The following is a 24,846-nucleotide window of genomic DNA, read 5'->3' as shown; positions in this document are numbered from 1 at the left end:
AGTGTTGCGGCTGGTCAGCGCGGGGCGCGCAGCATACGGCCCGCGGCCTGCACGGCCGGGTCGGAACTGCCCGCGTCGCTGATGAAGACGGCGAAGGCGAGATCGCCGTCGATGCCGACGAACCAGCCGTGCGCGTGCTTGTCGTCGATGTATTCGGCGGTGCCGGTCTTGCCGAGCAGGCCGGGGATGTCGCGCAGGGCGGTGGCGGTGCCGCCGGTGATGGTCTCGCGCATCATGGATTTCACCTGATCGGCGATGCCGGGCGGCAGGGCCGGCGGCTGCCGGTCGGGCTTGCCGGGCTGACCCTGCACGATCGTCGGCGGCTTGACCGACCCCTGGGCGAGGGACGCGGCCAGCAGTGCCATGCCGAACGGCGACGCGGTCACCTTGCCCTGCCCGATGCCCTCCTCCACCCGCAGGGCGGGTGTGTCGGCGGTGGGCACCTTGCCGGTCACGGTGGTCAATCCCGGTGTCACGTAGTCGATGCCGAGTCCGAGCTGGGCGGCGGCATCGGTCAGCCCGTCCGGCGGCAGCTGCACGGCCAGCCGGCCCATGGTGGTGTTGCAGGACCGCGCGAACGCGGTGTGCAGCGGCACCTGGCCGAGGTCGAAGTTGTTGTCGTTGGGGATCTCCCGGCCCTCGATGTTCTCCTTGCCGGGGCAGGCGACGGTGGTGTCCGGGGTGACCTGACCGGCCTGGAGGGCGGCCGACACGGTGACGGTCTTGAAGGTGGAGCCCGGCGGATACAGCCCGGTCAACCCGATCGGGCCCTGCGCGTCGGCGGGCGCGTTCTGCGCCATGGCCAGCACGTCACCGGTGGAGGGTCGCAGCGCCACGATGGCCGCCGGGGTGGTGATCGGGGCCAGCGCCGCCTCGGCGGCCCGTTGCAGGCCGACATCGAGGGTGGTGCGAATATCGGTGACCGGCTGGGGATCCGGGCCGCCGACCCGCTGCGTGCCGTCGCTGCCCTGGGCGCGGACCGCCCATCCGGCGGCGGCGTCGGCCCGCTGCTGCCACAGATCCGACAGACCCGCGAAGGTCGGTGAGGCCAGCGCCTTGTCGACGGCCAATAGTCGCGTCTGCTGCACGGTCGTCACGTTCGCCAGCGTGGTGAGCGCGGATTGGACAGTGGCGTAATCGGATTCGCGGAGGGTGACCGCGGTGACCGGCTTCCCCGGCGCCGCGGCCAGATCCGCCTGCAGGCTCGCGGCCGTGATATCGGGCGCGACCGGGCGCAGCGCCGCCGCGACGGCCGCGGGGTCCGCGCCGGGCGCGACGTTCACCAGTGTCACCACCTGCTGGGTGAGCAGCGGGCCGCCGGTGCTGTCCAGGATCTTGGCCGGGTCGGGGTAGGCGACGGCGTAGGACAGCGGGCCGATGTTCAGGCCGGGCGCGATGGTGGCCGGGTCCCAGCGGATCTTCCAGTCACCGCTGGAGCGTTCGGCGCGGCCCGCGGTGGTGTAGGTCCACTCGTTCTTGCCGTCCTTGCCCAGCTTCCAGGTGGCGGCGAGGGTGAAGGTGCCGCCGTCGTCGGTCTTCTCGACCTTGCTCGCCTCGAAACGCACCTGTTTGCCGAGGTTGTCGTACAGCGTTCCCAGGGTGGTCGAGGCGGTGGCGGGATCGCTGGTCGCGGTCGCGGCGGCCGGGACGTCGTCGCGGGTCAGCGCGTCGGCGAAGGCGTCGACGGTCTTGGACAATCCGGACGTGGGATCCGATCCCGAGCACCCGGTCGCCGCCACCAGTACGGCCGCGACACAGATACCGGTGCTTGCCCTCCTGCTGAAAGCTGCCATGACTGCCACCCCAACACGGATCACCACCCGGTGTCCAAGACCAACACGGGTGAGAACCGATAAGCGTTTCCTTATCGTCGCAGCGCAAGGCCCACGGGATCGCGAAGTCGCGGGCGGTTGACGGCCCGATCCGATCGCCGGGAATGCTGGGGGAGTGGAAGCGATCTTCGGGGCGGCCGGTGTCGAAGGCCGCGTGCACGCCCGCTGTCTCGACTGCGACGGCGAATTCGGCTGGGCCGCCGACGAACCGGTGGTGCTGTCCTCGGTGGTGAAGGTGCCGCTGGTGCTGGAGTTCGCGCGGCAGGTCGCGGCGGGGCAGCTCGATCCCGCGGACCGGGTGCGCGCCACGGCCGCGGACCGGCTGGGCGGGGTGGGGTCGGCGGGCTGCCACGACGATGTCGAATACAGCCTGCGCGACGCCGCCTATTTCGCGCTCACCGTCAGCGACAACACCGCCGCGGACCTGCTGTTCGACCGCGTCGGCCTCGACAACGTCCGCTCCCTGGTCCGCGAACTCGGGCTCGCCGACACCCGGGTGATGGGCTCGATCCGCGACATCCTGTACCTGATGGCCGAGGACATCGGCGCGCGCGACCTGCTCGAATTCGCCCGGCGCTATCCCGAATCCAGTCCCGAGGAGGTGTTCGGCAGCCGGGCGGTGGATCCGCTGCGCACCACCGCCGGGACCGCCCGGGACATGACACGCCTGCTGACGCTCATCGGCCGCGACCTGGCGGGCCCGCCCGAGGCGTGCCGGTTCGTGCGCGATCTCATGCGCCAGCAGGTGTACGGGCATCGGCTGCCGTCGGCGTTCCCGCCCGGGACCGACATCTGGTCCAAGACCGGGACGCTGCCGGGCATCCGCAACGAGATCGGGGTCGTCGAGTATCCGGACGGAAGCCGATACGCCGTAGCGGTTTTCACGGTGTCACACAATCTCGCGGGACGGCAGCCCGGGGTGGACCGGGCGATCGGGACCGCCGCACTGACGGCCATCGAGCGCATCGATCACTGCCTGCCCGCGACCACATCCCACGGGCGGCGCTGCGGCGCGTCCTGAAGTGGGGCCGGGGGCGCCGCACCGTCGCCCCGCACCACCGACACGATGAGCTCGGCGAATTCCCGCACCAGCGGATGCGGGGCGGCGGCGGGCCAGGTCAGGGCGAGCCGCCAGCTCAGCGTGCCCTCCGGCAGCGGCCGCCACACCACCCGCGGCTCCTTCTGCGCCACCAGGCCGGTGTCGAAGGCGACGCCGCGGCCCGACAGCACCATGCCGAGCACGAATTCCGGATTGACCGCGTGCTGCACCGAGGCGGGGTGGAAGCCGTGCTCCCAGCAGGTGCGCAGGGTGGCGTCGTAGAGGCCGGGGGCGGCGGCGCGCGGGAAGATCACCAGGCCGTGCCCGCTCAGGTCGGCCAGGGTGAGTGAAGTCCGCTGGGCCAGTACGGAATCCCGGGGCAGCACCACGCCGAGCGGGGTCTCCACGGCCGGGCCGGATTCGAGGCCGGGCGTCTCCGCCGGATATTGCAGCAGGCCCGCGTCCAGTTCCCGCTCGCCGAGCAGGCGGACCTGTTCGGCGGTGGTCAGCTCCTGCAGGTCGACCCGCACCTGGCGGTTCTCGAACGCGGTCAGCATGGCGGCGAGCACCCGGCCCGCCAGTTCGGGCGGGACGCCCACCCGCAGCGCGTCGACCTCGCCGCGGTGGGCCTTGTCGACCAGCGATTTCGCGCGTTCCCAGCGGGCGATCAGGTCGCGCGCCTCGACCAGCAGGATCTGCCCGGCCTCGGTGAGCTCCACGCGGCGGCTGTCGCGGTCGAGCAGCCGCGCGCCGAGCTCGCTCTCCAGCTTGCGGATGCGCTGGCTCAGCGCGGGCTGGGCGATCCGCAGCCGCTCGGCCGCCCGGCCGAAGTGCAACTCCTCGGCGACGGCGATGAAGTAGCGCAGCTGACGCAGCGGGTCCATCCCGTCGACGATATAGGTTTCCTTATCGCCGGGTGGTCAGGCCCGGGCGCGCACCTCGAGGATCTGCAGGCAGCGCCCGATCGGGCCCTGCTGGTCGTGCAGCACGGTCGAGCACAGGCCGACCCCGTCGGGTCCGATCGAGGTCTCCACGGCCAGGCCGATCCACTCGCCGACCGGCAGCCGGAACAGGTCGATGGTCAGGTCGGTATTGAGGAAGGTGTATCGCAACGGATCCAGCCGCGCGCCAACGCCATTGGCGACGTCCGCGACCGAGAACACGCGCACCAGGGGTGAGATCTCCTCGCCCTCGACCACCTCGACGCGGGGCTTGACCCACACCCGCCGGGTGATGTCGTCGCTCGCCACGCCGCGCAGGTCCACCGACTTCACGTAGCCGACGTCCCAGCCCGCAGGCAGGCCCCAGCTGACCTTGCCCTCGTCCGGCACGGGCGGCAGCGGGGCATCGGCGGTGTGCGCCACCGGGGAGGTGTCCGTGGTGGCGATCCGCCAGGCCGCGGCCTTGGCCACCACGCGGGCGCTGCCGTCCGGCTGCGGCGCGACCAGTTCGGCCGCCACCAGCTCGACCCGCTTGCCCGGCCGCTCGATCCAGGCCCGAACCTCGATCTCTCCCACCGGAATCGGGCCGAGGATCTCCATGGTCAGCCGCGCGATCCGGGTGCCCTCCCGGGGCGCGCACCGTTCCACCGCGCGGGCCAGCAGTGCCGAGGGCGGTGCGCCGTGCTGCATGGTTGCCGCCCACACGCTCACCGTGGACGCGGTGGCCCGGTATCGCTCGAATCCGTCGCGCTGGGACTCCAGCGCGAGGAAGTACGCCCTGGTCCCGGCCTCGTCCTCCGAGGCCGCCTGATCTACCGCTGTCGCATCCTGCATTCGGGTCACCTCGTCAACGTATCAGCCCACGTCCGACCCATTAGACGGTGTACGACAAACCCTCCGCATGTCCATTCCGACCGTTCGGCATTCCTGCCCATACCCTGATGCGTGTCAGATGCACTTTCCAGGCGTGGAACGAGGTAGTCATGTCAGGCAGGTTCGAGCTGTTCGCTGATGCGACCGACAAGTTCCGGTGGCGGCTGAAGGCCGGCAACGGCGAGGTTATCGCGCAGAGCCAGGCGTACGCGAGCAAGGACGCGGCGAGGAAGGGCATCGCCTCGGTCCAGACCAATGCCGCCGGCGCGGCGGTCGCGGACCTCACCGATTCCATGTAGTCCGACCCGGGCGATGCCCCGCCGCGGCTGATTCCGCGGCGGGGCCTGCGCGTGTTCAATGCCGTTGCGTCCGAGCCGCTTCGATGCGGGCGGCCAGATGGACCAGGTCGGCGGCCGGACCGGTGGGCGGCGTGCGCCGATGCCAGATGGCCCGGAATTTCCTGGTCAACGGCGTCGATTCGGCCAGTGGAACGGCGCGCAGCGTGCCCGCGCGGAGTTCGTGCGCCACGATCAGCCGGCTCACCACCGCCGGGGCCGCCCCGCTGCGAGCGGTCGCGAGAATCGCGGCCGCGGAACCGAGTTCGGCCGCCGGCGGGGCCGGTGTCCCGTGCATCTCGAGGGTCTCCCACACCGTGTCCCGGGTGCCCGAGCCGCGTTCGCGCCACAGCAGCGGGGTGTCGGCGAGTTCGCGCGCCGTCAGCGGTCGGCGGCGGGCGGCCCACCGGTGACTCGGCGCGACGACCACCACCAGCTCGTCCGCGGCGAGCACCCGGCTGCCCAATCCCGGTGGCGGATGCGGTCCTTCGACGAACCCGAGCTCGGCCTCGCGGTCGCCGACCGCCGCCGTCACCTGGCGCGAGTTGGCCACATCCAGGACCACCGCCAGCTCCGGGTGGATCTTGCGCAGCGCGGTCAGCCAGTGCGGAATCCGGTGGTCGGCGATGGTCGTCGAAGCCACGAGGCGCAAGCTCGGCCGCTCCGCGCGGTGCAGGGCGGTGATGCCATCGGTCAGCGCCAGCGCGGCCGCGAGCACCGGGCGGCCCAGCTCGACCACCGCCTGCCCGGCATCGGTGAGCACCGATCCCGTGCGCCCGCGATCCAGCAGCCGCAACCCGAGCCGCCGCTCCAGAGCGCTGATCCGCATACTGGCGGCGGGCTGGCTGATGCCGTGCCGCCGCGCGGCCGCGCCGAGACTGCCCAGTTCCGCGACCGAGACCAGCAGGGCCAGCACGTCCAGGTCGGGCGTACCGGGCGGCAGGATCATAAGGACAGCTTATGACGTGATCGGCATTCGGGCGCTACCTGACCACGGGAAACGGCCGCAGGATCAGCACATGACTTTCGTGATCGGCGCGGACTGCGTGGACGTTCTGGACAAGGCCTGCATCGAGGAATGCCCGATCGACTGCATCGTGGTCGGTGAGCGGATGGCCTACATCAACCCCGACGAGTGCATCGACTGTGCGGCCTGTGAACCGGTCTGCCCCGTCGAGGCGATCCACTACGAGGACGACCTGCCCCCCGAGCAGGAGCAGTTCGTCCTCGTGAACAGCCGGTTCTTCACCGAAGGGGTGCAGATCTAGGGAACGGGATCCGGCTCTCGGGTGGGGATCGATTCCGGGGCAGGCGCTTTCCGCTTGCCGAGCACGGAATGCGAACGGCTGTAGGCGAAGTAGATGACGATGCCCAGGGCCATCCAGATGACGAAGCGGATCCAGGTCTCGATGGACAGGTTCAGCATCAGCCACAAGCAGGCCAGGGCGGCCAGGATGGGGATGAGGGGAACCAAGGGGACGCGGAAGCCGCGCTTCAGATCCGGGCGGGTGCGGCGCAGGATCGGAACGCCCAGAGAGACCAGGACGAAGGCCACCAGGGTGCCGATGTTGACCATTTCCTCGAGGGTGCCGAAGTCCACGAAACCGGCGAGCAGGGCGCACACGACGCCGACGAGGACGGTCAGGCGGACCGGGGTGCCGTGCTTGCCGGTGTGGGCCAGGCCGCGGGGGAGCAGGCCGTCGCGGGCCATCGCGAACAGGACCCGGGTCTGGCCCAGGAACATGACCATGACGACAGTGGACAGGCCCGCCAGCGCGCCGATGGAGATGATGTTCTTCACCCAGGTCGCGCCGTGGATGGCGAAAGCGGTTGCCAGCGTGGCGTTCCCGCTCGCGAGCTCGGTGTAGGGGACCATGCCGGTGAGGATCAGCGAGACCGCCACGTACAGCACGGTCACGATGGCCAGCGAGGCGAAGATGCCGCGAGGGACGTCGCGCTGCGGGTTGCGGGTCTCCTCGGCCGTGGTGGCCACCACGTCGAAGCCGACGAACGCGAAGAACACCAGCGACGCCGCGGCCAGCAGGCCGTACCAGCCGAAACTGGTTCCGCCGGAACCGGTCAGGAAGGAGAACAGCGACTGGTGCACGCCGCCCGCCCGCTCCGAGAGCTGGGCCGGGGGAATGTAGGGGGTCAGGTTGGCGGCCTTGAAGTAGGTCGCGCCGACCACCAGCACCAGCGCGATCACGGCCAGCTTGATGGCCACCGCGACCGCCGAGACCCGCGAGGACAGCTTGGTGCCGGTCGCCAGCAGCGTGCCCACCACGGCGATGATCACCACCGCGCCCCAGTCGAAAGTGATGGACCCGACGTGCGCGACCGGGCTCACCACCCCGTGCAGCACCTCGCCGAGATACTGCGACCACCCCTTGGCGACCACCGACACCGCCAGCGCGAACTCCAGGATCAGATCCCAGCCGATGATCCAGGCGATGACCTCGCCGAAAGTGGCGTACGCGAACGTGTACGCGCTGCCCGCCACCGGCACGGTCGAGGCGAATTCGGCGTAGCACAACGCCGTCAGCCCGCACGCGATGGCCGCGAACACGAAGGCCAGCGAGACCGACGGCCCCGCCACCTGGCCCGCGGTCCGGGCGGTGAGCGTGAAGATGCCCGCCCCGATGACCACGGCGACCCCGAAGATGGTCAGATCCCGCGCGGTCAGATCCTTGCGCAGTTTGGAATCCGGCTCATCGGTATCCCGGATCGATTGCTCGACCGATTTGGTGCGGAACATTCCGCTCGCGAACGCCACTGTTCGTCTCCTTTCCGAAGAGTTTCGGTGCCGCGATCAGCGAACTCGCGGAATGGCGTCGAGCCGCCGCTCCGCGAACCTGTTCGCCGCCGCACCGGTGCCGATGCCCTCGGCCTGGGATTCCGCGATGATGTCGCGGCAACGGTCGAAAATGCCCCTCACTGCGTCTTCGACCTCGGCCGGCGCCGCGTGCCGCAGCTCACCGGCCACCTGAACCAGCCCACCGGCATTGGCCACGAAATCCGGGACCCAGGTGATGCCGCGCTCGTTCAGGGCGTATTCCACCGCGGGCGTGGCCAACTGGTTGTTGGCCGCTCCGCAGACGAGTTTCGCCTCGATGGCCTCGGCGCTCGACACGGTGAGCGTGCCGCCGAGGGCGCAGGGGGCGTAGACGTCGACCGGAGCCGTGGACACGGTGCTCAACAGTCGAACCGAGGGATGGTCGGTCGAAAGACGTTCCAGCGCAGCCGTGTTCACGTCGGTCGCGCAGACCTCCGCGCCGTCGGCCAGCAGCAGCTGGATCAGTTCGCGGCCGACCTTGCCGACGCCCTCGACGCCGACCGTGCGGCCCGCCAGCGTCGGTGCGCCCCACACGGATTCGGCTCCGGCGCGCATCGCGTTGAACACGCCCAGGGCGGTGAGCCGGGCGCTGTCGCCGGACCCGCCCGCCGCGGTGCTGCGGCCGGTGACGTAGCCGGTGTAGCGGCCGATCGCGTCCAGGTCGTCGGTGTTGGTGCCCACGTCACCGGCCGTGATGTACCGCCCGCCGAGGGATTCCACGAAGCGCGCGTAGGCGGCGAACAGCTCCTCGCTCTTGTCCAGCGCCGGATCGCCGATGATGACGGCCTTGCCGCCGCCCAGATCCACCCCGGCGGCCGCGGCCTTGTAGGTCATGCCCCACGACAGCCGCAGCACATCGTCCAGCGCGGCCGCCTCGGAGGCGTACGGGTACATCCGGGTGCCGCCCAGCGCCGGGCCGAGCGCGGTCGAGTGGATCGCGATGATCGCCTTGAGTCCGCTGCGGTCGTCCTCGCAGAACACCACCTGCTCGTGTCGCCGGGCGCTCAGTTCGTGCGAGCGGCCGAAAACCCCTGCGTCGGTGTGCATTGCGGTCACGGTCGATTCCTTTCGTGGACGCCGCTCGTGGCGGCCGGGTGGGGCCGCGTGGTGGGCGGCCGGGGAAACTGCCACGCGGGTGGCAGCGGGTCGGGCAGGGTCGGCGGCGGGTGTGCCGCTCGGCCGTGACCGGTGTTCGGCGGTCGCGTCCGGTGGGCGCGGGCCGTGGCGATCCCACGCCATGGGGTGGTCAGGGATCGCCGAGGGCGGGCGACGGTCGCTGATCGTCGCCGTATTGCTGTGGGCTGGTGTGGAATTGGTCGCGGTCGACGCCGGGTTCGCCACCCGAGGCTGCCCGAGCTGTCCGGCTCGGGCAGCGACGTGTCAGCCGTCGAGGCCGAGTTCGCGCAGGCGGGCGCGGTAGAGCTCGACATTGCCGAGCTTGACGTCCTCGTAGCCGCGGACGAGATCGGGCAGCGCCGCCGCCGCGACGGCGGTGGCGTACCCGTCGACGGTGAGGCCGGCCGCGAGCCGGTGCACCATGCCGGTGTACTGGGCCAGCAGTTCCCGCTCCACCTTGCGGACGTGGGCGTAACCGAAGGGGTCGAGCTTGGTGCCGCGCAGCGCCTTGCCCTTGGCGAGCAGCTTCAGGGCCACATGGGATTTCGGGGCGAGGCCGATCTTCTTCTTGCGGCCCAGCGCGCGCAGCACCGGCGGGTGCAGCTTGTAGGTGAGGTTCTCGCCGCCGGGGACCTGCGCCTGGACCTCGTCCAGGAACGCGGGATCGACCAGCAGTCGCGCGACCTCGTACTCGTCCTTGTAGGCGGTGAACTTGAACAGCCCACGCGCCACGGCCTCGGTGAACTCGGTGCGCTCGGTGACCGCGCGCTCCGCGGTCCACGTGGCCTGGACGGTGTCGATGTAGCGCTGGGCGACCTTGGCGTTCTGGTAGTCGATCAGCTCGGCGGCGCGCAGTTCCACCAGTCGCCGGACCTCGCCGTCGAAGCCGGTGCCCGCCAGCAGCTCGGCGGGCGCGACCCGTGGAGCGCGCTGTGCCGCACCGGAATCGGTGGCCGCCGCGAACGCGGCCGGATCGGCGATGGCCACCCGGCCCCAGCGGAAGGCCGCGATATTGGCCGACACCGCGACACCGTTGATGCCGATCGCCTCCTCGATCGCCGCGGCGGGCAGCCGCAGGCCACCGGTCTGGAAGGCCGCGCCGACCATCAGGAAGTTGGCTGAGGCGGTAGTGCCGAACAGGTGTTGCGCGGCGGCCAGGGCGTCGAAGTCGACCTGCGAATCCGACACCGCCGCCAGCCGATCCAGCAGCGGCCCGGTCTCGGGGTAGGCGACCGACTTGTCGTAGACCATGTCGCCGGTCGGCGTCTTGCTGGTCGAGGCAACGACCACGGTCCCGTTCGGGTCGCCGTACTGGAGGTTCTTGGGGTCGGCGGCGGTCAGCAGGTCGATGGCCATGATGCAGTCGGCGCTGCCTGGGGTGAGCCGGTTCGACGGCTCCAATTCCGTGGTGGAGAACCGCAGATGCGACAGCACCGGCCCGGCCTTCTGGCTCAGCCCGATCTGATCGAGGCTCTCGACCGCGTACCCGGCGCGCAGCGCGGCCGTGGCCAGCACCTGGTTGACCGTCACGATGCCGGTGCCGCCGATACCCGCGATGAGCACGTTCTGCGTGCCCAGCGGAGCGCCGAGGCCAGGATCGGCCACGACGGGCGGTTCGGCCGGCTTGCGGCGCAGGCCGCGGACGCGCCGGGAGCCCTTGCCGCCCTTGGCATCCGGCCGCAGCTCCACCGTCACGAAGGACGGGCAGTCCCCGTCCAGGCAGCTGTAGTCGGTATTGCACGAGGTCTGGTCGATGCGCGTCTTGCGCCCGAACTCGGTCTCCACCGGCTGCACCGACAGGCAGTTGGACTTGGTGCCGCAGTCGCCGCAGCCCTCACACACCGCCTCGTTGATCACCACGCGGGTATTGCGCACCGGCAGCGTGCCGCGCTTGCGCTGCCGTCGCGCGTCGGCGGCGCAATGCTGGTCGTAGATCAGCACGGTCACGCCCTTGACCTCGCGCAGCAGTTTCTGTGCCTCGTCGAGCCGGTCCCGATGCCACAGCAGCGTGCCCTTGGCGAGCGCCTTCTTGTTGTGCCGCTTGGGATCGTCGGCGCAGATGATGATCTGCCTGACCCCTTCCATGGTCAGCTTGTGGGTGAGCTTGGCGACCGTCAGCCCGCCCTCCACGTCCTGCGCGCCGGTCATGGCGACGACCTCGTTGTAGAGCAGCTTGTAGGTGATGTTCACCCCCGCCGCCACACACGCCTGCACGGCCAGCTGCCCGGAGTGGAAGAAGGTGCCGTCGCCGATGTTCTGGAACAGGTGCGGCACATCGGTGAACGGGGCCTGCCCGATCCACTGGCTGCCCTCGCCGCCCATCTGGGTGAGGCCGGTGACTGCGCTGTCGCCGCGCCCGGACAGGGTGACCAGGGTGTGGCAGCCGATGCCGCCGCCGCCGATGGACCCCTCGGGCAGCGCGGTGGAGCGGTTGTGCGGGCAGCCGCTGCAGAAGTACGGGGTGCGCTTGGCGGACAGCACCTCCAGCGAAAGCGCCGGGGGCGGCGCCTTCTTCAGCTCCACGTGCTCGCGCAGCACCCGGCGCAGCGGGCCGAGCAGGCGGCCGGCGGTCAGCTCGCCGTCGAACGGCATGAGCGGCAGCCCGTTCCCGTCCAGCTTGCCGAGGATGCGCGGGGCGTCGGCGGCGCCGTACAGGATCTCGCGGATCTGGGTCTCGACGAAGGCGGTCTTGTCCTCCACCACGATGATCTGTTCCAGGCCGCGCGCGAACTCCGTGACCCGCTGCGCGCCAACGGGATACGGCATGCCGATGCGCAGCAGGCGGATTCCTGCCCGGTGCATGGCCGCCTCGTCGACGCCGAGATCGTGCAGGCCCTGCCGGACCGCGTCGAAGGTGGTGCCGGTGGCCGCGATCCCGATCCGCGCGTGGATCGGATCGACCTCGATGACATCGAGGTCATTGGCGGCGCCGAAGGCGCGCACGGTGGCCCAGCGCGGCCCGTACAGATCGGCCTCGGCGAGCACGCTGTCGGCGGGAGCCGCCATGGGCCGCTGCCGGTAGGCGAAAGTCTTACCCTCCCACTGCACTTCGGGCACCGCGATGGGCAGGTTCGCGACCGAGCCGTCCACCGTCCAGGCCCCGTCGGCGACATCGGCCACGATCTTCAGCGCCACGATGCACCCCGAGGCCCGCGACAGCGCGATGCCCTGCATCCCCATGGTGATGATCTCGCGGGCATTGCGCGGGAACAGCACCGGCACACCCATGGCGGCCAGGGATCGTTCGCTCACCGCGGGCACGGTCGAGGACTTCGAGGCCGGGTCGTCGCCGACCAGCAGCAGCACGCCGCCGCGCGGATTGACCCCGTACATGTTCGCGTGCCGGATGGCGTCGGTGGCCCGGTCCACGCCGGGGCCCTTGCCGTACCAGACGCCGACCACGCCGTCGTGGGTCGGCGTCCCGGCGGGCAGGTCGGCCTGGCTACCCCACACCGCGGTGGCCGCGAGCTCCTCGTTGAAGCCGGGCACGAAGGCGATGTCGTGTTCGGTCAGCACGGTCGGCATGCCGAGCAGCATCTTGTCGACGCCGCCCAGCGGGCTGCCCTGATACCCGGACACGAAGGTCGCGACCCGGTGACCGGCGCGCATATCCCGCACATGCTGTTCCACCAGCAGGCGGGCGATGGCCTGCACGCCGGTGAGGAGGACCGGACCCGCACCCGACCGGTAGCGGTCGGCGAGGTCGTAGGGCGTAGCCGGTTCGGCCTGTGGTGCAGGCGCGCAGGCAACGTCGGTCATGAACAGTCACCACACTCTCCACAGCTCAGATTGTGAGCTGCAACGAAGGGACCAAGCGATCGGTGCTGCGAAATCTGCCGTGAAGGGTGATCTGTGTCAACAGTCGGGCGAAAAGTTGATCAGACTGCTCAAAAGTGATCTGGAACACTGTGACGTGCGCAGCATTCTGGTCAGTCGGAGGCCGGGTGACTGGTCAGATGCTCGACGAGCGGCAGCGACCGGTATTCGATCGGCGTCGCCAGCGCCAGCATGGTCTCGGTGTGCTTGACGCCGGTGATGGCGTGCACCCGCTGGATGACGCCGAGCAGATCCGGCTGCGACCGGGCCGCCACCCGGACCAGCAGGTCGCCGCGCCCGGTGGTGGCGTGCACCTCGAGCACGTTCGGGAACGCGCGCAATGACTCCACAATGTCGTTCATCTTGTTCTGGTCCAGTTCGATGCCGAGGAAGGCGTGCACCGCGAATCCGATGGCCTCGAGATCCACGTCCGGCGGATACCCCCGGACCACCCCGGCCGCCTCCAGCCGTTTCATCCGCGCCTGCACGGTGTTCCGCGCGATCCCGAGCCGTTGCGCCAATTCCAGGATCGGCACCCGCGGATCGGCCGCCAGTTCCCGGAGCAGCGCGGAATCGAGCGCGTCGATCTTGATGCTCATGCCGCATTCTCGCACAGCGGTTCTCGATAACGCCGCTGCTCACGCGGCCGATGATGAGGGCGTGAAGCGTACTCGGGGAGGACTCGTGAAGACCAGGTCAGCGGCTCTGCTCGCGATGGCGGCCGCCGTGGTGGCGGTGACCACCGCGTGCGATCCGGGGTCGTCGACCGGCCCGGTGACGACCAGCCCCGCCGGTCCGGGGGCGACCGTCCCCGGCGGCCCGGCCACCACCGCGGCGGGGAGTCCCGCGCCGACGTCCGCGCCGCAGCAGCCGGGCACCGCACCCGCCGGGAGCGGGCACGGGCTGTGCTTCGACATCAACTCCGATCTGGCCCGGGCCGCCATCGCGCGGCTGTCCCCGCCGCCGGTGGGCGGCTGGCAGACCGGTGAGGCGAGCCAGGTGGAGCTGGCCTCCGGCTGCGACGGTGTGCTGTCGTGGATGACAGTGAACTCCAACACCAATCACCCGTACACCCACGTGTTGTTCTTCACCGGCGGCACCTATCTGGGCACCGCCACCTCCGATCCGTACATGTACACGCTGGTCACCGGCAAGACGCGGAACTCGCTGCAGCTGACCTACCGCTGGCTCGACAACAGCGATCCCATGTGCTGCCCGCAGGGCGGTCCCAGTGTCGTCACCTTCACCCTCGACGGCACCAAGGTGAAGGCGGACGGCCAGTTCCCGCCGCACGCCTGACGATTCGGAACGCCGGCGCGGGCTGATTCAGGACGCCAACTCGAGCGCGGTCGCGCGCAGCGTCCAGGCCGGGGCGCGGTGGTTCAGGGTGGTGGCGCTCAGCGGCGGAATGTCGAGGCGCCAGAACGACTCCGGGGGAGCGTTGAGAGTGCGCAGCACGGCGGCCCGGACGATCGCGGGGTGCGTCACCGCGACGATCCGGTCGCCGCGCCCGGCCAGGCCCCGCAGCCAGTCGCCGACGCGGTCGATCAACCCGGTGATCGATTCGCCGCCGTGATCGCGGAAGCCCGGATCGGTGAGCCAGCCCATCAGCTGCTCGGGCGCGAGGTCGTCCATCGTCTTCCCGGCCCAGTCGCCATGGTCCAGATCGCGCAGCGCGGGCTCCGGGGTCCCGGTGAATCCCAGGGCCCGACAGGTCTGTTCGGCCCGCAGCTCCGGTGCGTGGAGCACCGTCGCGGGCGCCGGGCCGGGCAGCCCGCCCGCCTGCTCGGCCGACCGCGACCCGAGCGGGTTGAGCGGTTCATCGGCCGGGAAGCGGGCGGACTGCACGGCATCGGTGATCGCGTGCGTCACCAGGGTCAGACGGGTGACCGCGCTCATGCCGCCACGGCGGGCGCGGCCGGGGCGCGGTCGCCGAGCAGGCGCGGCGCCAGCCAGGCGAAGCCGACCCCGATGACCGCCCACACCATGAGCTGGGCGGCGAACGCGTACAGCCGGAAGTGGTACAGGTCGTCGGCGGGGAAGCCCGGGAAGACGATCGTGCCGGACGCGTCCTGCAACGGTCCCGGCGCTTCGGAGAACGACGGCAGCAGCGCCAGCAGCGCGCCCATCACCACCACGAAACCCGCCGCGGCGGTGACCGACGCGGTCCAATTGTCCAGGCGCGCGGTCAGTCTGCGGCCCAGCCAGATCGCGGCCACCAACGCGACCGCGGTGATCACGATCAGGCCCACGTACAGGGCCGTGCGCTCCTCGATGGTGTCCGGATTCCCGACGGATGGCGGGTTGGCCGGGTACTTCAGGAACGGCACCGCGTACAGCGCCAGGAACATGCCGCCCGACACCAGCAGTGCCAGATTCCGCGGTGAGATCTTCCCGGCCTTGCGCAGCGCCAGGAAGTAGACGACCGCGAACAGCGCGCCCAGTGCCGCGCCGAACACGATCACGCCGAAGCCGAGACCGACATTCTGCTGCTGCGCGCGGGTGAACAGCTCGGCCCCGTGGTCCATGTCCATGGGCTTGCCGGCGGCCTTGTCGAGCGCCATCTGCGCGTCGTCGCGGCCTCCCTCGTAGGCGATGGCGCGGTCGATGATCGGCTCGGACAGGATCCGGGCGAAGACGAACGCCAGCGATCCGCCGAGGGCCCCCAGCAGGACTCCTCGGCCGATGATTCGCTTTTCCATTGTGGTTACTCGATTCCCGGTGCTAGTGGCAGGGGAAACCGAGGAAATGGCGGCCGTCGTGCACGAACTCGTGCACGTGCATGTCGCTGCCGAACACCGACACCGCACCCTGATCGATGCCGATGAAGTAGATGGCCAGCAGGGCCAGCAGGGTGGTGCCGACCAGCCACAGGGCGGTGGACGGGATCGCGAGCGCGCCGCTGCCGACACCGGAGCGAGGAGCGAAAGAGGTAGCCACGAAGGACTCCTTTGAGTCAGGGGGATTCCGCGTCCCCGTTGCCGATCGAACCGACGATGTGAGGGTCTGACTCGCATCCGTCTCGCGGGGAGACCGGGCTGCTCACAGTGGCGCGACCGTTCCGGCATTGCACCGGATTCCTCATGACATCGTCGATCAACCATACGAAAGGGCATCGCCGCTGGTCAATCCGCCTGCCCGGGTCGACCACCTGGTGAGATGCCGGGATCGTGGTGTCGCTGGGCTATATTCGCCAACGCAACTGGTTCGCCGGAGGTGGAGTCGAGGAGCCCCTGACCCATTCGACGGCGTCGAAGCCCGCCGCCGCGCTCGCGCGCCGCCGGGTGAGAGGGAACCCGGTGGGAATCCGGGACTGTCCCGCAGCGGTGAATGGGAACGAACGCCGTCATCAGCACTGGGCGCATGCCTGGGAAGCGACGGCCGGTAGGTCCGCCTCGGTCTCGTGCCGGGGCCGACCCGAGTATCGGGTCGATGCCCATGAGTCCGAAGACCTGCCCGTCGTGCCGGATACGCCGTATCCGGCGGTCGTCGCCTCGTGGACTGGGCGCTACGCCGATCGGATCCGGGCACGGTCGATGCATGGGCTCCGTCAGCGTGTGCTCATATTGGGCGGCGGTCATCACTGCTGACCGTGGAGTTCATCAATGTTGAACCCTGACAACACCTTCACCGCCACGGTGCTGGGGCTGCCCCGCATCGGACCGAACCGGGAACTGAAACGCGCGATCGAGGCGTATTGGGCGGGGCGGATCGACGCCGCCGCACTCCAAGGCCTCGCCGGTGGCCTGCGCGCCACGCAACTGCTGGCGGTGCACGCCGCCGGACTGGACTCGGTTCCGGTGGGCACCTTCTCCTACTACGACCAGATGCTCGACACCGCGGTGCTGCTGGGCGCGCTGCCCGAGCGGGTGCACGGCATCGCCGACGACCTGGACCGCTACTTCGCGGCCGCGCGCGGCACCGCCGATATCGCGCCGCTCGAGATGACCAAGTGGTTCGACACCAACTACCACTATCTGGTGCCCGAGCTCTCGGCCTCGACCCGGTTCGCCCTGCACCCGGACAAGCCGCTCGCGGAACTGGAAGAGGCTCTGGCGCTGGGCATTCCGGCCCGGCCGGTCATCATCGGACCGGTCACCTTCCTGAAACTGGCCAAGTCGGTGGACGGCAGCGAGCTGCTGGATCGGCTGCCCGATCTGCTGCCGCTGTACGAACGGCTGCTGGGCCTGCTGGCGGCCGCGGGTGCGCGGTGGGTGCAGCTCGACGAGCCGGTGCTGGTCACCGACCTGACGGACACCGAACTGGCACTGGTGCGTTCGGCGTATCAGCGGCTGGCCTCGGTCGCCGCGCGGCCCGATCTGCTGGTGGCCTCGTACTTCGGCCGGCTGGGCGCGGCGCTGCCGGCGCTGGCGGACACCGGGATCGAGGGCCTCGCCGTCGACCTGGTGTCGGGTGGTGACGCGGATATCGCCGCGGCGCGGCGGCTTTCCGGGACGCTGCTCGTCGCGGGCGTCGTCGACGGGTACAACGTGTGGCGCACCGATCCCGATCGGGCGCTGACCTGGCCGGCCGCGCTCGCCGCAGGTGGCGCGCCCGTGGCGGTGTCGAGTTCCTGCTCGCTGCTGCATGTTCCGTACAGCCTCGCCGCCGAGCCGGAGCTGGAGCCGCGCCTGCGGTCCTGGCTGGCGTTCGGGACCGAGAAGATCGCCGAGATCCGGCTGCTGGCCACCGTCCTGCATGAGGGGCAGGACGCGGTCGCGGAGCAGCTGGAGATCGCGCGAACGGCGGTGCTGGACCGGCGATCCGACGCGCGACTGCGCGACACGGCGGTGCGTGACCGGCTGGCCGCACTGGACGCGGCAGCCGAGCGCCGGGCGCCCGCGGCGGAGCGACGGCGGTCGCAGCGGGAGCGGCTGGACCTGCCGCCGCTGCCGACCACGACCATCGGTTCCTACCCGCAGACCGGCCGTATCCGGCTGGCGCGCGCCGCCCTGCGCCGGGGCGAGATCGACCGGACCGAGTACGACGCTCGCATGCGCGCCGAGATCGCCGAAGTCATTGCGCTGCAAGAGGAGATCGGTCTCGATGTGCTGGTGCACGGCGAGCCCGAACGCAATGACATGGTGCAGTACTTCGCCGAGCAGCTGGAGGGCTTCGCGGCCACCGCGAACGGATGGGTGCAGTCCTACGGCACTCGCTGCGTGCGTCCGCCGATCCTGTTCGGCGACGTGGCCCGGCCGGCGGCCATGACCGTCGACTGGATCACCTACGCGCAGTCGCTGACCGGCAAACCGGTCAAGGGCATGCTCACCGGGCCGGTCACCATCCTGGCGTGGTCCTACGTCCGCGACGACCAGCCGCTCGCCGCCACCGCTCGCCAGCTCGCACTGGCGATCCGGGACGAGACGGTGGACCTGGAGGCCGCCGGGACCGCCATCATCCAGGTGGACGAACCGGCCTTGCGGGAGCTGCTGCCGCTGCGCCGCGCCGATCAGCCCGAATACCTGGACTGGGCGGTGACGGCGTTCCGGCTGGCGACTTCCGGGGTCGCCGACGGCACCCAGATCCACACCCACCTCTGCTATTCGGAATTCGGTGAGATCATCGGCGCGATAGCGGGATTGGATGCCGATGTCACCTCCATCGAGGCGGCGCGCTCGCACATGGAGGTGCTCGGCGACCTCAACGCGGCGGGCTTCGACCTGGGTGTGGGGCCGGGCGTGTACGACATCCACTCGCCGCGCGTGCCCGGCGTCCGGGAGATCGAGGAGGCGCTGACCCGGGCACTGAAAGTGGTTCCGGCCGAACGGCTCTGGGTCAACCCCGACTGCGGTCTCAAGACGCGGGGCACCGCCGAGGTGACCGAGTCACTGCGCAATCTCGTGGCCGCCGCGCACGCGTTGCGGTAGCCGAGAACCGGGGCGTGCCGCGCCGTGTTCCGTGCGAACGAACGCGGTGCGCCCCGGCCGTCCGGTCAGGTGATCGGCGCGTAAGGGATGGTCCGGGAACTGTTGTCGTCCACCCGGATCGGGCGTCCCAACTGCGGGAACGCGCGCTGTGCGCAGTCGGTGCGCTCGCAGACCTTGCAGCCCGCGCCGATCGGCACCGCCATGCGCGGGTCGTCGACGGGCAGGCCGTGCGAGTACACCAGCTTGTCCGCGTAGGTCAGGTCGCAGCCCAGCCCGATGGCGAAATCCCGGGTGGGGGACAGGTATCCGGGCGTCTTCTCGTCGGTGGTGCGCGCCAGCCACAGGTAGTTGCGGCCGTCGGGCATCCGGGCGATCTGGGTTCGGATGCTGCCCGGTGTGGAGAACGCGTCGTGCACCACCCACAGCGGGCAGCTGCCGCCCACCCGGGAGAAGTGGAACGCGGTGGCGGACTGGCGTTTCGAGATGTTCCCGGCGCGATCGGTGCGGACGAAGAAGAACGGCACCCCGCGCTTGCCGGGCCGCTGCAGGGTCGACAGGCGGTGGCAGACGGTCTCGAAGCCGACCTCGAAGGTGGCGGCCAGCAGTTCGATGTCGTAGCGCAGGGATTCGGCCGCGTCCCAGAAGCGGGTGTAGGGCAGGATCAGGGCTCCGGCGAAGTAGTTGGCGAGCCCGGTGCGCAGCAGGCCGCGCGAATTCTCGGGCATGGTGTCGGCCGCGTCGATCAGGTCGGCGATCACCTCGGCCTGGGTGAGAAACGCGAGCTGCGTGGCCAATTGGAACGCGCGTTGACCGGCGGTGAGCCGCCGCGCCAGGGTCAGCACGCGGCTGTCGGGGTCGAAAACCCGTTTGGGGCCCGGATCGCTGGGATCGTCGGTGCGGATGAGGACCGCGATGCCGTGCTGCTCGCGCAGCAACCGGGTCAGCTGCAGGTCGAGTCCGCCGAGACTCAGGCCATTGCGGTCGAACAGCTGCTCGGCGGCGGTGTCGAGCTCGGGGATGTGGTTGCGCCGGTCGTAGAAGTAGTCGCGGACGTCCTCGTAGGGCATGGCGGCGGCGGATTCGCCCGCGTCGCCGTCGATTCCGGCGGAGACGCGTTCCATCTGCTCGGTGGCGCCGCGCAGGCGACGGTGCAGGCCGACCAGCACCCGCGCGGCCGCCGGGACCCGGGCCACCAGGTCGTCGATCTCGGCGGTCGTGATGTCGGCGCCCTCGGGATCCTCGGCGAACACGTCCTGCAGGTCGGCGATCAGCCGGGCGTCGACGTCGGCGGCGAAGAAGCCCATTTCCAGGTCGAAGCGGGCGTTCAGGCGCAGCAGTACCGGCACGGTCAGCGGGCGCTGGTCGTGCTCGAGCTGATTGATGTAGCTGACCGAGAGTTCGAGCGTCTTGGCCAGTGCGGACTGCGACAGGCCCCGGCGCTCCCGCAAGGCGCGCAGGCGCGCGCCCGCGTACATCTTCTGCATGCGCTCAATCTAGCAATCCGAGCTTTCACAACTTTCACCGAATCAGGGTTCCTGTTCCGCAAAAATAGGCTTCTGCAAGGGATTTTCCGGCTCATGCCTGCTGTGTACCGTGCGAAATATGAAGAACCATCTGGTCCGCACCCACCGCTCCGCGGAGCGTTTCCCCCGCGCGGAACACCTCGCCTGGCGGATCGCCGAGGTCGCCGCCGATCCGGTGGAGGTCGCCCCCGAGGTCGAGCGGATGATCGTCAATCGGCTCATCGACAACGCGGCGGTCGCGGCGGCCTCCATCACCCGTCGTCCCGTCGCCAATGCCCGCGCCCAGGCCCTGGCGCATCCGTACGCACCGGGCGCGACCGTTTTCGGCGCGCCCGGCTCCTACTCGCCGGAATGGGCGGCCTGGGCCAATGGAGTCGCGGTGCGTGAGCTCGACTTCCACGACACCTTCCTGGCCGCGGAGTACTCGCACCCGGGCGACAACATCCCGCCGATCCTCGCCGTCGCCCAGCACACCGGGCGCGGCGGCCGTGACCTGATTCGCGGTCTGGCAACGGGTTACGAGATCCAGGTCGATCTGGTCCGCGCGATCTGCCTGCACGAGCACAAGATCGACCACGTCGCGCACCTGGGTCCGTCGGCCGCCGCCGGGATCGGCACGCTGCTCGGACTGGATGCCGAGATCATCTACCAGGCCATCGGCCAGGCCCTGCACACCACGACCGCCACCCGGCAGTCCCGCAAGGGCGAGATCTCCAGCTGGAAGGCCTACGCCCCCGCCTTCGCCGGGAAGATGGCCGTGGAGGCGGTGGATCGCGCGATGCGCGGTGAGGGTGCGCCGGCGCCGATCTGGGAGGGCGAGGACGGCGTGATCGCCTGGCTGCTGGGCGGTCCGGACGCGGAGTACTCGGTGCCGCTGCCCGGACCCGGCGAACCCAAGCGCGGCATCCTCGACACCTACACCAAGGAGCACTCGGCCGAGTACCAGAGCCAGGCCCCCATCGACCTCGCGTGCCGGATGCGCGAACGGATCGGCGACCTGGATCAGATCGCCACGATCGTGCTGCACACCAGCCACCACACCCACTACGTGATCGGCACCGGGTCGGGCGATCCACAGAAATTCGACCCCGGGGCCTCTCGCGAAACCCTCGACCACTCGATCATGTACATCTTCGCGGTCGCTCTCCAGGACGGCGCCTGGCACCACGAGCGCTCCTACGCGCCCGGGCGCGCGCGACGCCCGGACACCATCACGCTGTGGAACAAGATCTCCACCGCCGAGGATTCGGAGTGGACGCGGCGCTACCACTCCACCGACCCGAGCGAGAAGGCGTTCGGCGCCCGCGCCGAGATCACGTTGAAGAGTGGCGAAGTCATCGTCGACGAACTGGCCGTCGCCGACGCACATCCCCTGGGCGCACGGCCCTTCGACCGCGACCAGTACATCGCGAAGTTCCGCACCCTCGCCGAGGGCGTCGTGGAACCCGCCGAGCAGGATCGCTTCCTCGAGGTGGTCCAGCGTGCGGGCGAGCTGTCCGCCGGTGAGCTGCCGGAACTCACGGTCACCGTCGCGCCGGACGTGCTCGCCCGCGCGCCCCGCTCGCCGCAGGGCCTGTTCCGATGACCGGCCTGATCGCCGCGGCCACCGCGGCCGCCGACAAGCGCGCCGCGTTCCGGGCGGGCCTGACGTCGGGCACGATCCAGCGGTTCCCGGGGGCGTTCAATCCCTTGACGGCCAAGCTGATCCAGGAGATCGGCTTCGAAGGGGTCTACGTCTCGGGCGCGGTACTGTCCGCCGATCTGGGCCTGCCCGATATCGGGCTGACCACCCTGACCGAGGTGTCCGGGCGCGGGCAGCAGATCGCACGGGTCACCGACCTGCCCGTCCTCATCGACGCCGACACCGGATTCGGTGAGCCGATGAGCGCCGCCCGCACCGTCACCATCATGGAGGACGCCGGGATCGCCGGGCTGCACCTCGAGGATCAGGTCAATCCGAAGCGCTGCGGCCACCTCGACGGCAAGGCGGTGGTTCCGGTCGAGGAGATGACGCGCCGCCTGCGCGCGGCCGTATCCGCCCGGCGTGACCCGAATCTCGTGATCTGCGCGCGCACCGACGCGGCCGGGATCGAGGGCCTCGACGCCGCCGTCGACCGGGCCCGGGCCTACGCCGACGCCGGTGCGGACCTGATCTTCACCGAGGCGCTGCACACCCCGGCCGACTTCGAGAAGTTCCGGGCCGCCGTCTCGATTCCCCTGCTGGCCAATATGACCGAGTTCGGCAAGTCCGACCTGATTCCGGCGTCCACGCTGGAATCGATCGGCTACAACGCCGTCATCTACCCGGTCACCACGCTGCGGCTGGCCATGTTCGCGGCCGAGACCGGGCTGCGGGAGATCGCGGCCACCGGCACCCAGTCCGGACTGCTGGACCGTATGCAGCACCGCAGCCGCCTCTACGAGCTCCTCGACTACGAGCGCTACAACGAATTCGATTCCGACATCTTCAATTTCACCCTGGGAAGGAACCAGTGATGACGGAGATCCAGACCATCTACCGGGGTCTTGCCGGCGTCGTCGTCGATACCACCGCGATCTCCAAGGTGGTGCCGGAAACCAACTCGCTGACCTATCGCGGCTACGCGGTCCAGGATCTGGCGGCCCACTGCGGTTTCGAACAGGTCGCCTACCTGTTGTGGTACGGCGAACTGCCCACCGACGCCCAGCTGGAGCGGTTCCTGCAACAGGAGCGGGCGGCCCGTCGGGCTGACCGGTCGCTGCTGGCGCTGGTGCACAAACTGCCGGAGAACTGCCACCCGATGGACGTGGTGCGCACCGCGATCAGCTACCTCGGCGCGGAGGATCCGGCCGAGGACGACAACTCGCCGAAGGCCAACCGCGCCAAGGCATTACGCATGATGGCCGTGCTGCCCACCATCATCGCCGCCGACCACCGCCGCCGGCACGGCCTGGATCCCATCGCGCCGCACTCACACCTGGGCTTCGCCGAGAACTTCCTGACCATGTGTTTCGGCGCGGTGCCCGCGCCGAAACTGGTGCGGGCCTTCGAGATATCGCTGATCCTCTACGCCGAGCACAGCTTCAACGCCTCCACCTTCGCCGCCCGCGTGGTCACCTCCACCCGGTCGGACATCTACAGCGCGGTCACCGCCGCCATCGGTGCGCTCAAAGGTCCCCTGCACGGCGGGGCGAACGAGGCGGTCATGCACGACATGCTCGAGATCGGCGACCCCGCCCTGGCCGAGGCCTGGCTCCGGAACAAGTTGTCGAGCAAGGAAAAGGTGATGGGCTTCGGCCACCGGGTCTACAAGAACGGCGACTCCCGGGTGCCGACCATGCGGAAGGCCCTGCTCGACATCGCCACCGCGACCGACGGCGGCAAATGGATCCGGATGTACGACGTTCTCGAACGAGCCATGCACGAGGCCACCGGAATCGCACCCAACCTGGATTTCCCCACCGGTCCCGCCTACTACCTGCTGGGCTTCGACATCGAGGCGTTCACCCCGATCTTCGTGATGAGCCGCGTCACCGGCTGGGCCGCCCACATCATCGAGCAGAGCGAATCCAATGCCCTGATCCGGCCGCTGAGCGAATACGTCGGCGTCCCGCCACGACCGGTCGTGGCGGGCTGAACCATCCGCTACCGGGTCAGCGGCCGAGGTGGCTGTAGACCTCGGCGGCCACGGCGGTGTCGCCGCGCGGTGTGGGGTGGAAGGGGAGGCCGACCAGGTTCACCTTCGGGTCGAGGGCGGCCAGAACCCACGGGTCGGGGGCGCACAGGCCGTGCCCGGCGGTGGGGACGCGGGCGTCGACGAAGTCGATCGAGAGGATTTGGGCCGCATCGCGTTCGGCGTCGTCGAGGCGGTTCCAGAAGGCGTTGACGGCGCCGCCCCGGGGCTGGATGTAGCGGAAGGTGCCGAGGACGTCGAGGCACCAGGTGTTCGAATTGGCCGGGGCCAGTTCGGGATAGCCGACGAGCTGGATCTTCGCGTTGGGGGCGTAGTACTTCACGTACTCGACGACCTTGCGGATGCGGTCGGCGTAGGCGGCGCCGGTGATGGTGTCGAGCTCGGGCCAGTGCTCCTTGTCGACGGCGTCGGCGTCGCAGCCCTGGCTCATGTTCAGTGCGCAGCGCAGCTGGCTGGGGGCATCGGCGACATTGGTGGAGTCGCGCGGCCAGGAGTCGTTGGCGCCCAGCTGGATCGCGACCACCTGGGTGCGCGGGCCGAACGCGCCGTTCTTGCTCGCCTTGATCGCCAGCTGCGACAGGGTGTAGCCGTCACGGCCGGGGATCTCCTTGCCGGTCGAGGTGACCGGGCCGCTGTCGATGGAGGCGTTGGTGCAGGTCGCGTTCTCGAAATCGGCTGCGGGGACACCCATCATCGCGCTCAGCTGGACCGGCCACGAGGTGTCGCGGTGCAGGCATTCGTGCGACGCGGCGTCGTTGTTGCCGTCGCATTTGACCAGGACCCCGTCGCAGGCCGGGTTCGCGGCGAACGAATCACCGAGTACGACAAGGGTGCGACCCTGCGCGGGGGCCGGTTCGTCGGCCCCGGCGACGCCCACCGAACCCGCGGCGGCGAGCACCGCGGCGACGGCGGCCAGTCGCAGCGACGCGCCCTTGGTCGTGAAACTCAACATGCAAATCCTCCCCAGCGGATACGTTGCGCTAGACCGACAGTG

General features: G+C 70.0%; 20 protein-coding genes, 1 pseudogene and 2 riboswitches. Of the genes and pseudogenes, 8 read left to right on the top strand and 13 right to left on the bottom strand.

Going from position 1 to position 24,846, the window contains the following annotated elements:
- Nucleotides 1-14: 14 nt before the first annotated feature.
- The gene (locus tag ACFYTS_RS29395) at nt 15-1,793 is read right to left on the bottom strand and encodes a penicillin-binding transpeptidase domain-containing protein (RefSeq protein ID WP_357284386.1); all 1,779 of its coding nucleotides are present in this window, start codon (nt 1,791-1,793) and stop codon (nt 15-17) included.
- A 154-nt stretch (nt 1,794-1,947) separates the two neighbouring features.
- On the opposite strand from ACFYTS_RS29395, the gene ACFYTS_RS29390 reads away from it, so the two are divergent.
- Nucleotides 1,948-2,853: a serine hydrolase gene (locus ACFYTS_RS29390; protein ID WP_357284389.1), complete on the top strand. Its 906-nt coding sequence runs from the start codon at nt 1,948-1,950 to the stop codon at nt 2,851-2,853.
- Here the strand turns inward: ACFYTS_RS29390 and ACFYTS_RS29385 are convergent.
- Together ACFYTS_RS29385 and ACFYTS_RS29380 are read right to left on the bottom strand one after the other, a co-directional pair.
- The gene (locus ACFYTS_RS29385) at nt 2,802-3,755 is read right to left on the bottom strand and encodes a LysR substrate-binding domain-containing protein (protein WP_387308766.1); all 954 of its coding nucleotides are present in this window, start codon (nt 3,753-3,755) and stop codon (nt 2,802-2,804) included. The genes ACFYTS_RS29390 and ACFYTS_RS29385 overlap by 52 nt on opposite strands.
- Nucleotides 3,756-3,791: 36 nt before the next feature.
- On the bottom strand, nt 3,792-4,646 hold the full coding sequence (locus tag ACFYTS_RS29380) for a thioesterase family protein (protein ID WP_387308764.1): 855 nt from the start codon (nt 4,644-4,646) through the stop codon (nt 3,792-3,794).
- 149 nt (nt 4,647-4,795) lie between these two features.
- Between ACFYTS_RS29380 and ACFYTS_RS29375 the strand changes: the two genes are divergently transcribed.
- The gene (locus ACFYTS_RS29375; protein WP_387308762.1) at nt 4,796-4,984 is read left to right on the top strand and encodes a YegP family protein; all 189 of its coding nucleotides are present in this window, start codon (nt 4,796-4,798) and stop codon (nt 4,982-4,984) included.
- 55 nt (nt 4,985-5,039) lie between these two features.
- On the opposite strand, the gene ACFYTS_RS29370 is transcribed toward ACFYTS_RS29375, so the two are convergent.
- A complete protein-coding gene (locus ACFYTS_RS29370) occupies nt 5,040-5,969 on the bottom strand; it encodes a LysR family transcriptional regulator (RefSeq protein ID WP_357284400.1) in 930 nt (309 codons plus the stop codon).
- A gap of 70 nt (nt 5,970-6,039) precedes the next feature.
- On the opposite strand from ACFYTS_RS29370, the pseudogene ACFYTS_RS29365 reads away from it, so the two are divergent.
- Nucleotides 6,040-6,273, top strand: a pseudogene (locus tag ACFYTS_RS29365) (indolepyruvate ferredoxin oxidoreductase subunit alpha); the annotation flags it as partial.
- 11 nt (nt 6,274-6,284) lie between these two features.
- Here the strand turns inward: ACFYTS_RS29365 and ACFYTS_RS29360 are convergent.
- The 4 genes from ACFYTS_RS29360 to ACFYTS_RS29345 all read right to left on the bottom strand — a co-directional run bounded on the left by ACFYTS_RS29360 (nt 6,285) and on the right by ACFYTS_RS29345 (nt 13,384).
- Nucleotides 6,285-7,775, bottom strand: coding sequence for an amino acid permease (locus tag ACFYTS_RS29360; protein ID WP_387308860.1), 1,491 nt, complete (start codon nt 7,773-7,775; stop codon nt 6,285-6,287).
- Between the two features lie 54 nt (nt 7,776-7,829).
- Nucleotides 7,830-8,900 carry a Glu/Leu/Phe/Val dehydrogenase dimerization domain-containing protein gene (locus ACFYTS_RS29355; RefSeq protein WP_387308858.1) on the bottom strand — a complete coding sequence of 357 codons (1,071 nt, stop codon included), beginning with the start codon at nt 8,898-8,900 and terminating at the stop codon, nt 7,830-7,832.
- Nucleotides 8,901-9,233: 333 nt separating this feature from the next.
- Nucleotides 9,234-12,728, bottom strand: a complete 3,495-nt coding sequence (locus ACFYTS_RS29350; protein ID WP_387308760.1) for an indolepyruvate ferredoxin oxidoreductase family protein — start codon at nt 12,726-12,728, stop codon at nt 9,234-9,236.
- A gap of 170 nt (nt 12,729-12,898) precedes the next feature.
- On the bottom strand, nt 12,899-13,384 hold the full coding sequence (locus tag ACFYTS_RS29345; RefSeq protein ID WP_357284405.1) for an Lrp/AsnC family transcriptional regulator: 486 nt from the start codon (nt 13,382-13,384) through the stop codon (nt 12,899-12,901).
- 85 nt (nt 13,385-13,469) lie between these two features.
- Between ACFYTS_RS29345 and ACFYTS_RS29340 the strand changes: the two genes are divergently transcribed.
- A complete protein-coding gene (locus tag ACFYTS_RS29340) occupies nt 13,470-14,084 on the top strand; it encodes an LppP/LprE family lipoprotein (RefSeq protein ID WP_387308757.1) in 615 nt (204 codons plus the stop codon).
- Nucleotides 14,085-14,111: 27 nt separating this feature from the next.
- On the opposite strand, the gene ACFYTS_RS29335 is transcribed toward ACFYTS_RS29340, so the two are convergent.
- The 3 genes from ACFYTS_RS29335 to ACFYTS_RS29325 are packed head-to-tail and all read right to left on the bottom strand — an operon-like array spanning nt 14,112 to nt 15,725.
- Entirely contained in the window at nt 14,112-14,684 is a 573-nt protein-coding gene (locus ACFYTS_RS29335) for a histidine phosphatase family protein (protein ID WP_357284410.1), read from the bottom strand.
- Nucleotides 14,681-15,487: a CbtA family protein gene (locus tag ACFYTS_RS29330; protein WP_387308755.1), complete on the bottom strand. Its 807-nt coding sequence runs from the start codon at nt 15,485-15,487 to the stop codon at nt 14,681-14,683. The genes ACFYTS_RS29335 and ACFYTS_RS29330 overlap by 4 nt, the downstream gene beginning before the upstream one ends.
- A gap of 22 nt (nt 15,488-15,509) precedes the next feature.
- On the bottom strand, nt 15,510-15,725 hold the full coding sequence (locus ACFYTS_RS29325) for a CbtB-domain containing protein (protein WP_357284416.1): 216 nt from the start codon (nt 15,723-15,725) through the stop codon (nt 15,510-15,512).
- Between the two features lie 39 nt (nt 15,726-15,764).
- Nucleotides 15,765-15,918: riboswitch (cobalamin riboswitch) on the bottom strand.
- Nucleotides 15,919-16,072: 154 nt separating this feature from the next.
- Nucleotides 16,073-16,239, top strand: a riboswitch (cobalamin riboswitch).
- A 151-nt stretch (nt 16,240-16,390) separates the two neighbouring features.
- Here ACFYTS_RS29325 and metE point away from each other — a divergent pair.
- Nucleotides 16,391-18,655: a 5-methyltetrahydropteroyltriglutamate--homocysteine S-methyltransferase gene (gene metE, locus ACFYTS_RS29320; RefSeq protein ID WP_387308752.1), complete on the top strand. Its 2,265-nt coding sequence runs from the start codon at nt 16,391-16,393 to the stop codon at nt 18,653-18,655.
- A gap of 65 nt (nt 18,656-18,720) precedes the next feature.
- On the opposite strand, the gene ACFYTS_RS29315 is transcribed toward metE, so the two are convergent.
- Nucleotides 18,721-20,139, bottom strand: coding sequence for a short-chain fatty acyl-CoA regulator family protein (locus tag ACFYTS_RS29315; protein WP_387308750.1), 1,419 nt, complete (start codon nt 20,137-20,139; stop codon nt 18,721-18,723).
- A gap of 118 nt (nt 20,140-20,257) precedes the next feature.
- Between ACFYTS_RS29315 and prpD the strand changes: the two genes are divergently transcribed.
- Genes prpD through ACFYTS_RS29300 form a run of 3 tightly spaced genes read left to right on the top strand, consistent with a single transcriptional unit; the run spans nt 20,258 to nt 23,795 of the window.
- On the top strand, nt 20,258-21,763 hold the full coding sequence (prpD, locus tag ACFYTS_RS29310) for a 2-methylcitrate dehydratase PrpD (RefSeq protein WP_357284424.1): 1,506 nt from the start codon (nt 20,258-20,260) through the stop codon (nt 21,761-21,763).
- The gene (gene prpB / locus ACFYTS_RS29305; protein WP_387308747.1) at nt 21,760-22,674 is read left to right on the top strand and encodes a methylisocitrate lyase; all 915 of its coding nucleotides are present in this window, start codon (nt 21,760-21,762) and stop codon (nt 22,672-22,674) included. The genes prpD and prpB overlap by 4 nt, the downstream gene beginning before the upstream one ends.
- On the top strand, nt 22,674-23,795 hold the full coding sequence (locus tag ACFYTS_RS29300; RefSeq protein ID WP_387308745.1) for a bifunctional 2-methylcitrate synthase/citrate synthase: 1,122 nt from the start codon (nt 22,674-22,676) through the stop codon (nt 23,793-23,795). The genes prpB and ACFYTS_RS29300 overlap by 1 nt, the downstream gene beginning before the upstream one ends.
- Nucleotides 23,796-23,811: 16 nt before the next feature.
- Here ACFYTS_RS29300 and ACFYTS_RS29295 read toward each other — a convergent pair whose 3' ends face one another.
- Entirely contained in the window at nt 23,812-24,804 is a 993-nt protein-coding gene (locus ACFYTS_RS29295) for an SGNH/GDSL hydrolase family protein (RefSeq protein WP_357284432.1), read from the bottom strand.
- Between the last annotated feature and the right edge of the window lie 42 nt (nt 24,805-24,846).

The organism is Nocardia sp. NPDC004151 (assembly GCF_042874235.1).
Classification (GTDB): Bacteria; Actinomycetota; Actinomycetes; order Mycobacteriales; family Mycobacteriaceae; genus Nocardia.
The sequence above is the reverse complement of the archived record's forward strand: the minus strand, read 5'-3'. Positions and strand labels throughout refer to the sequence as shown.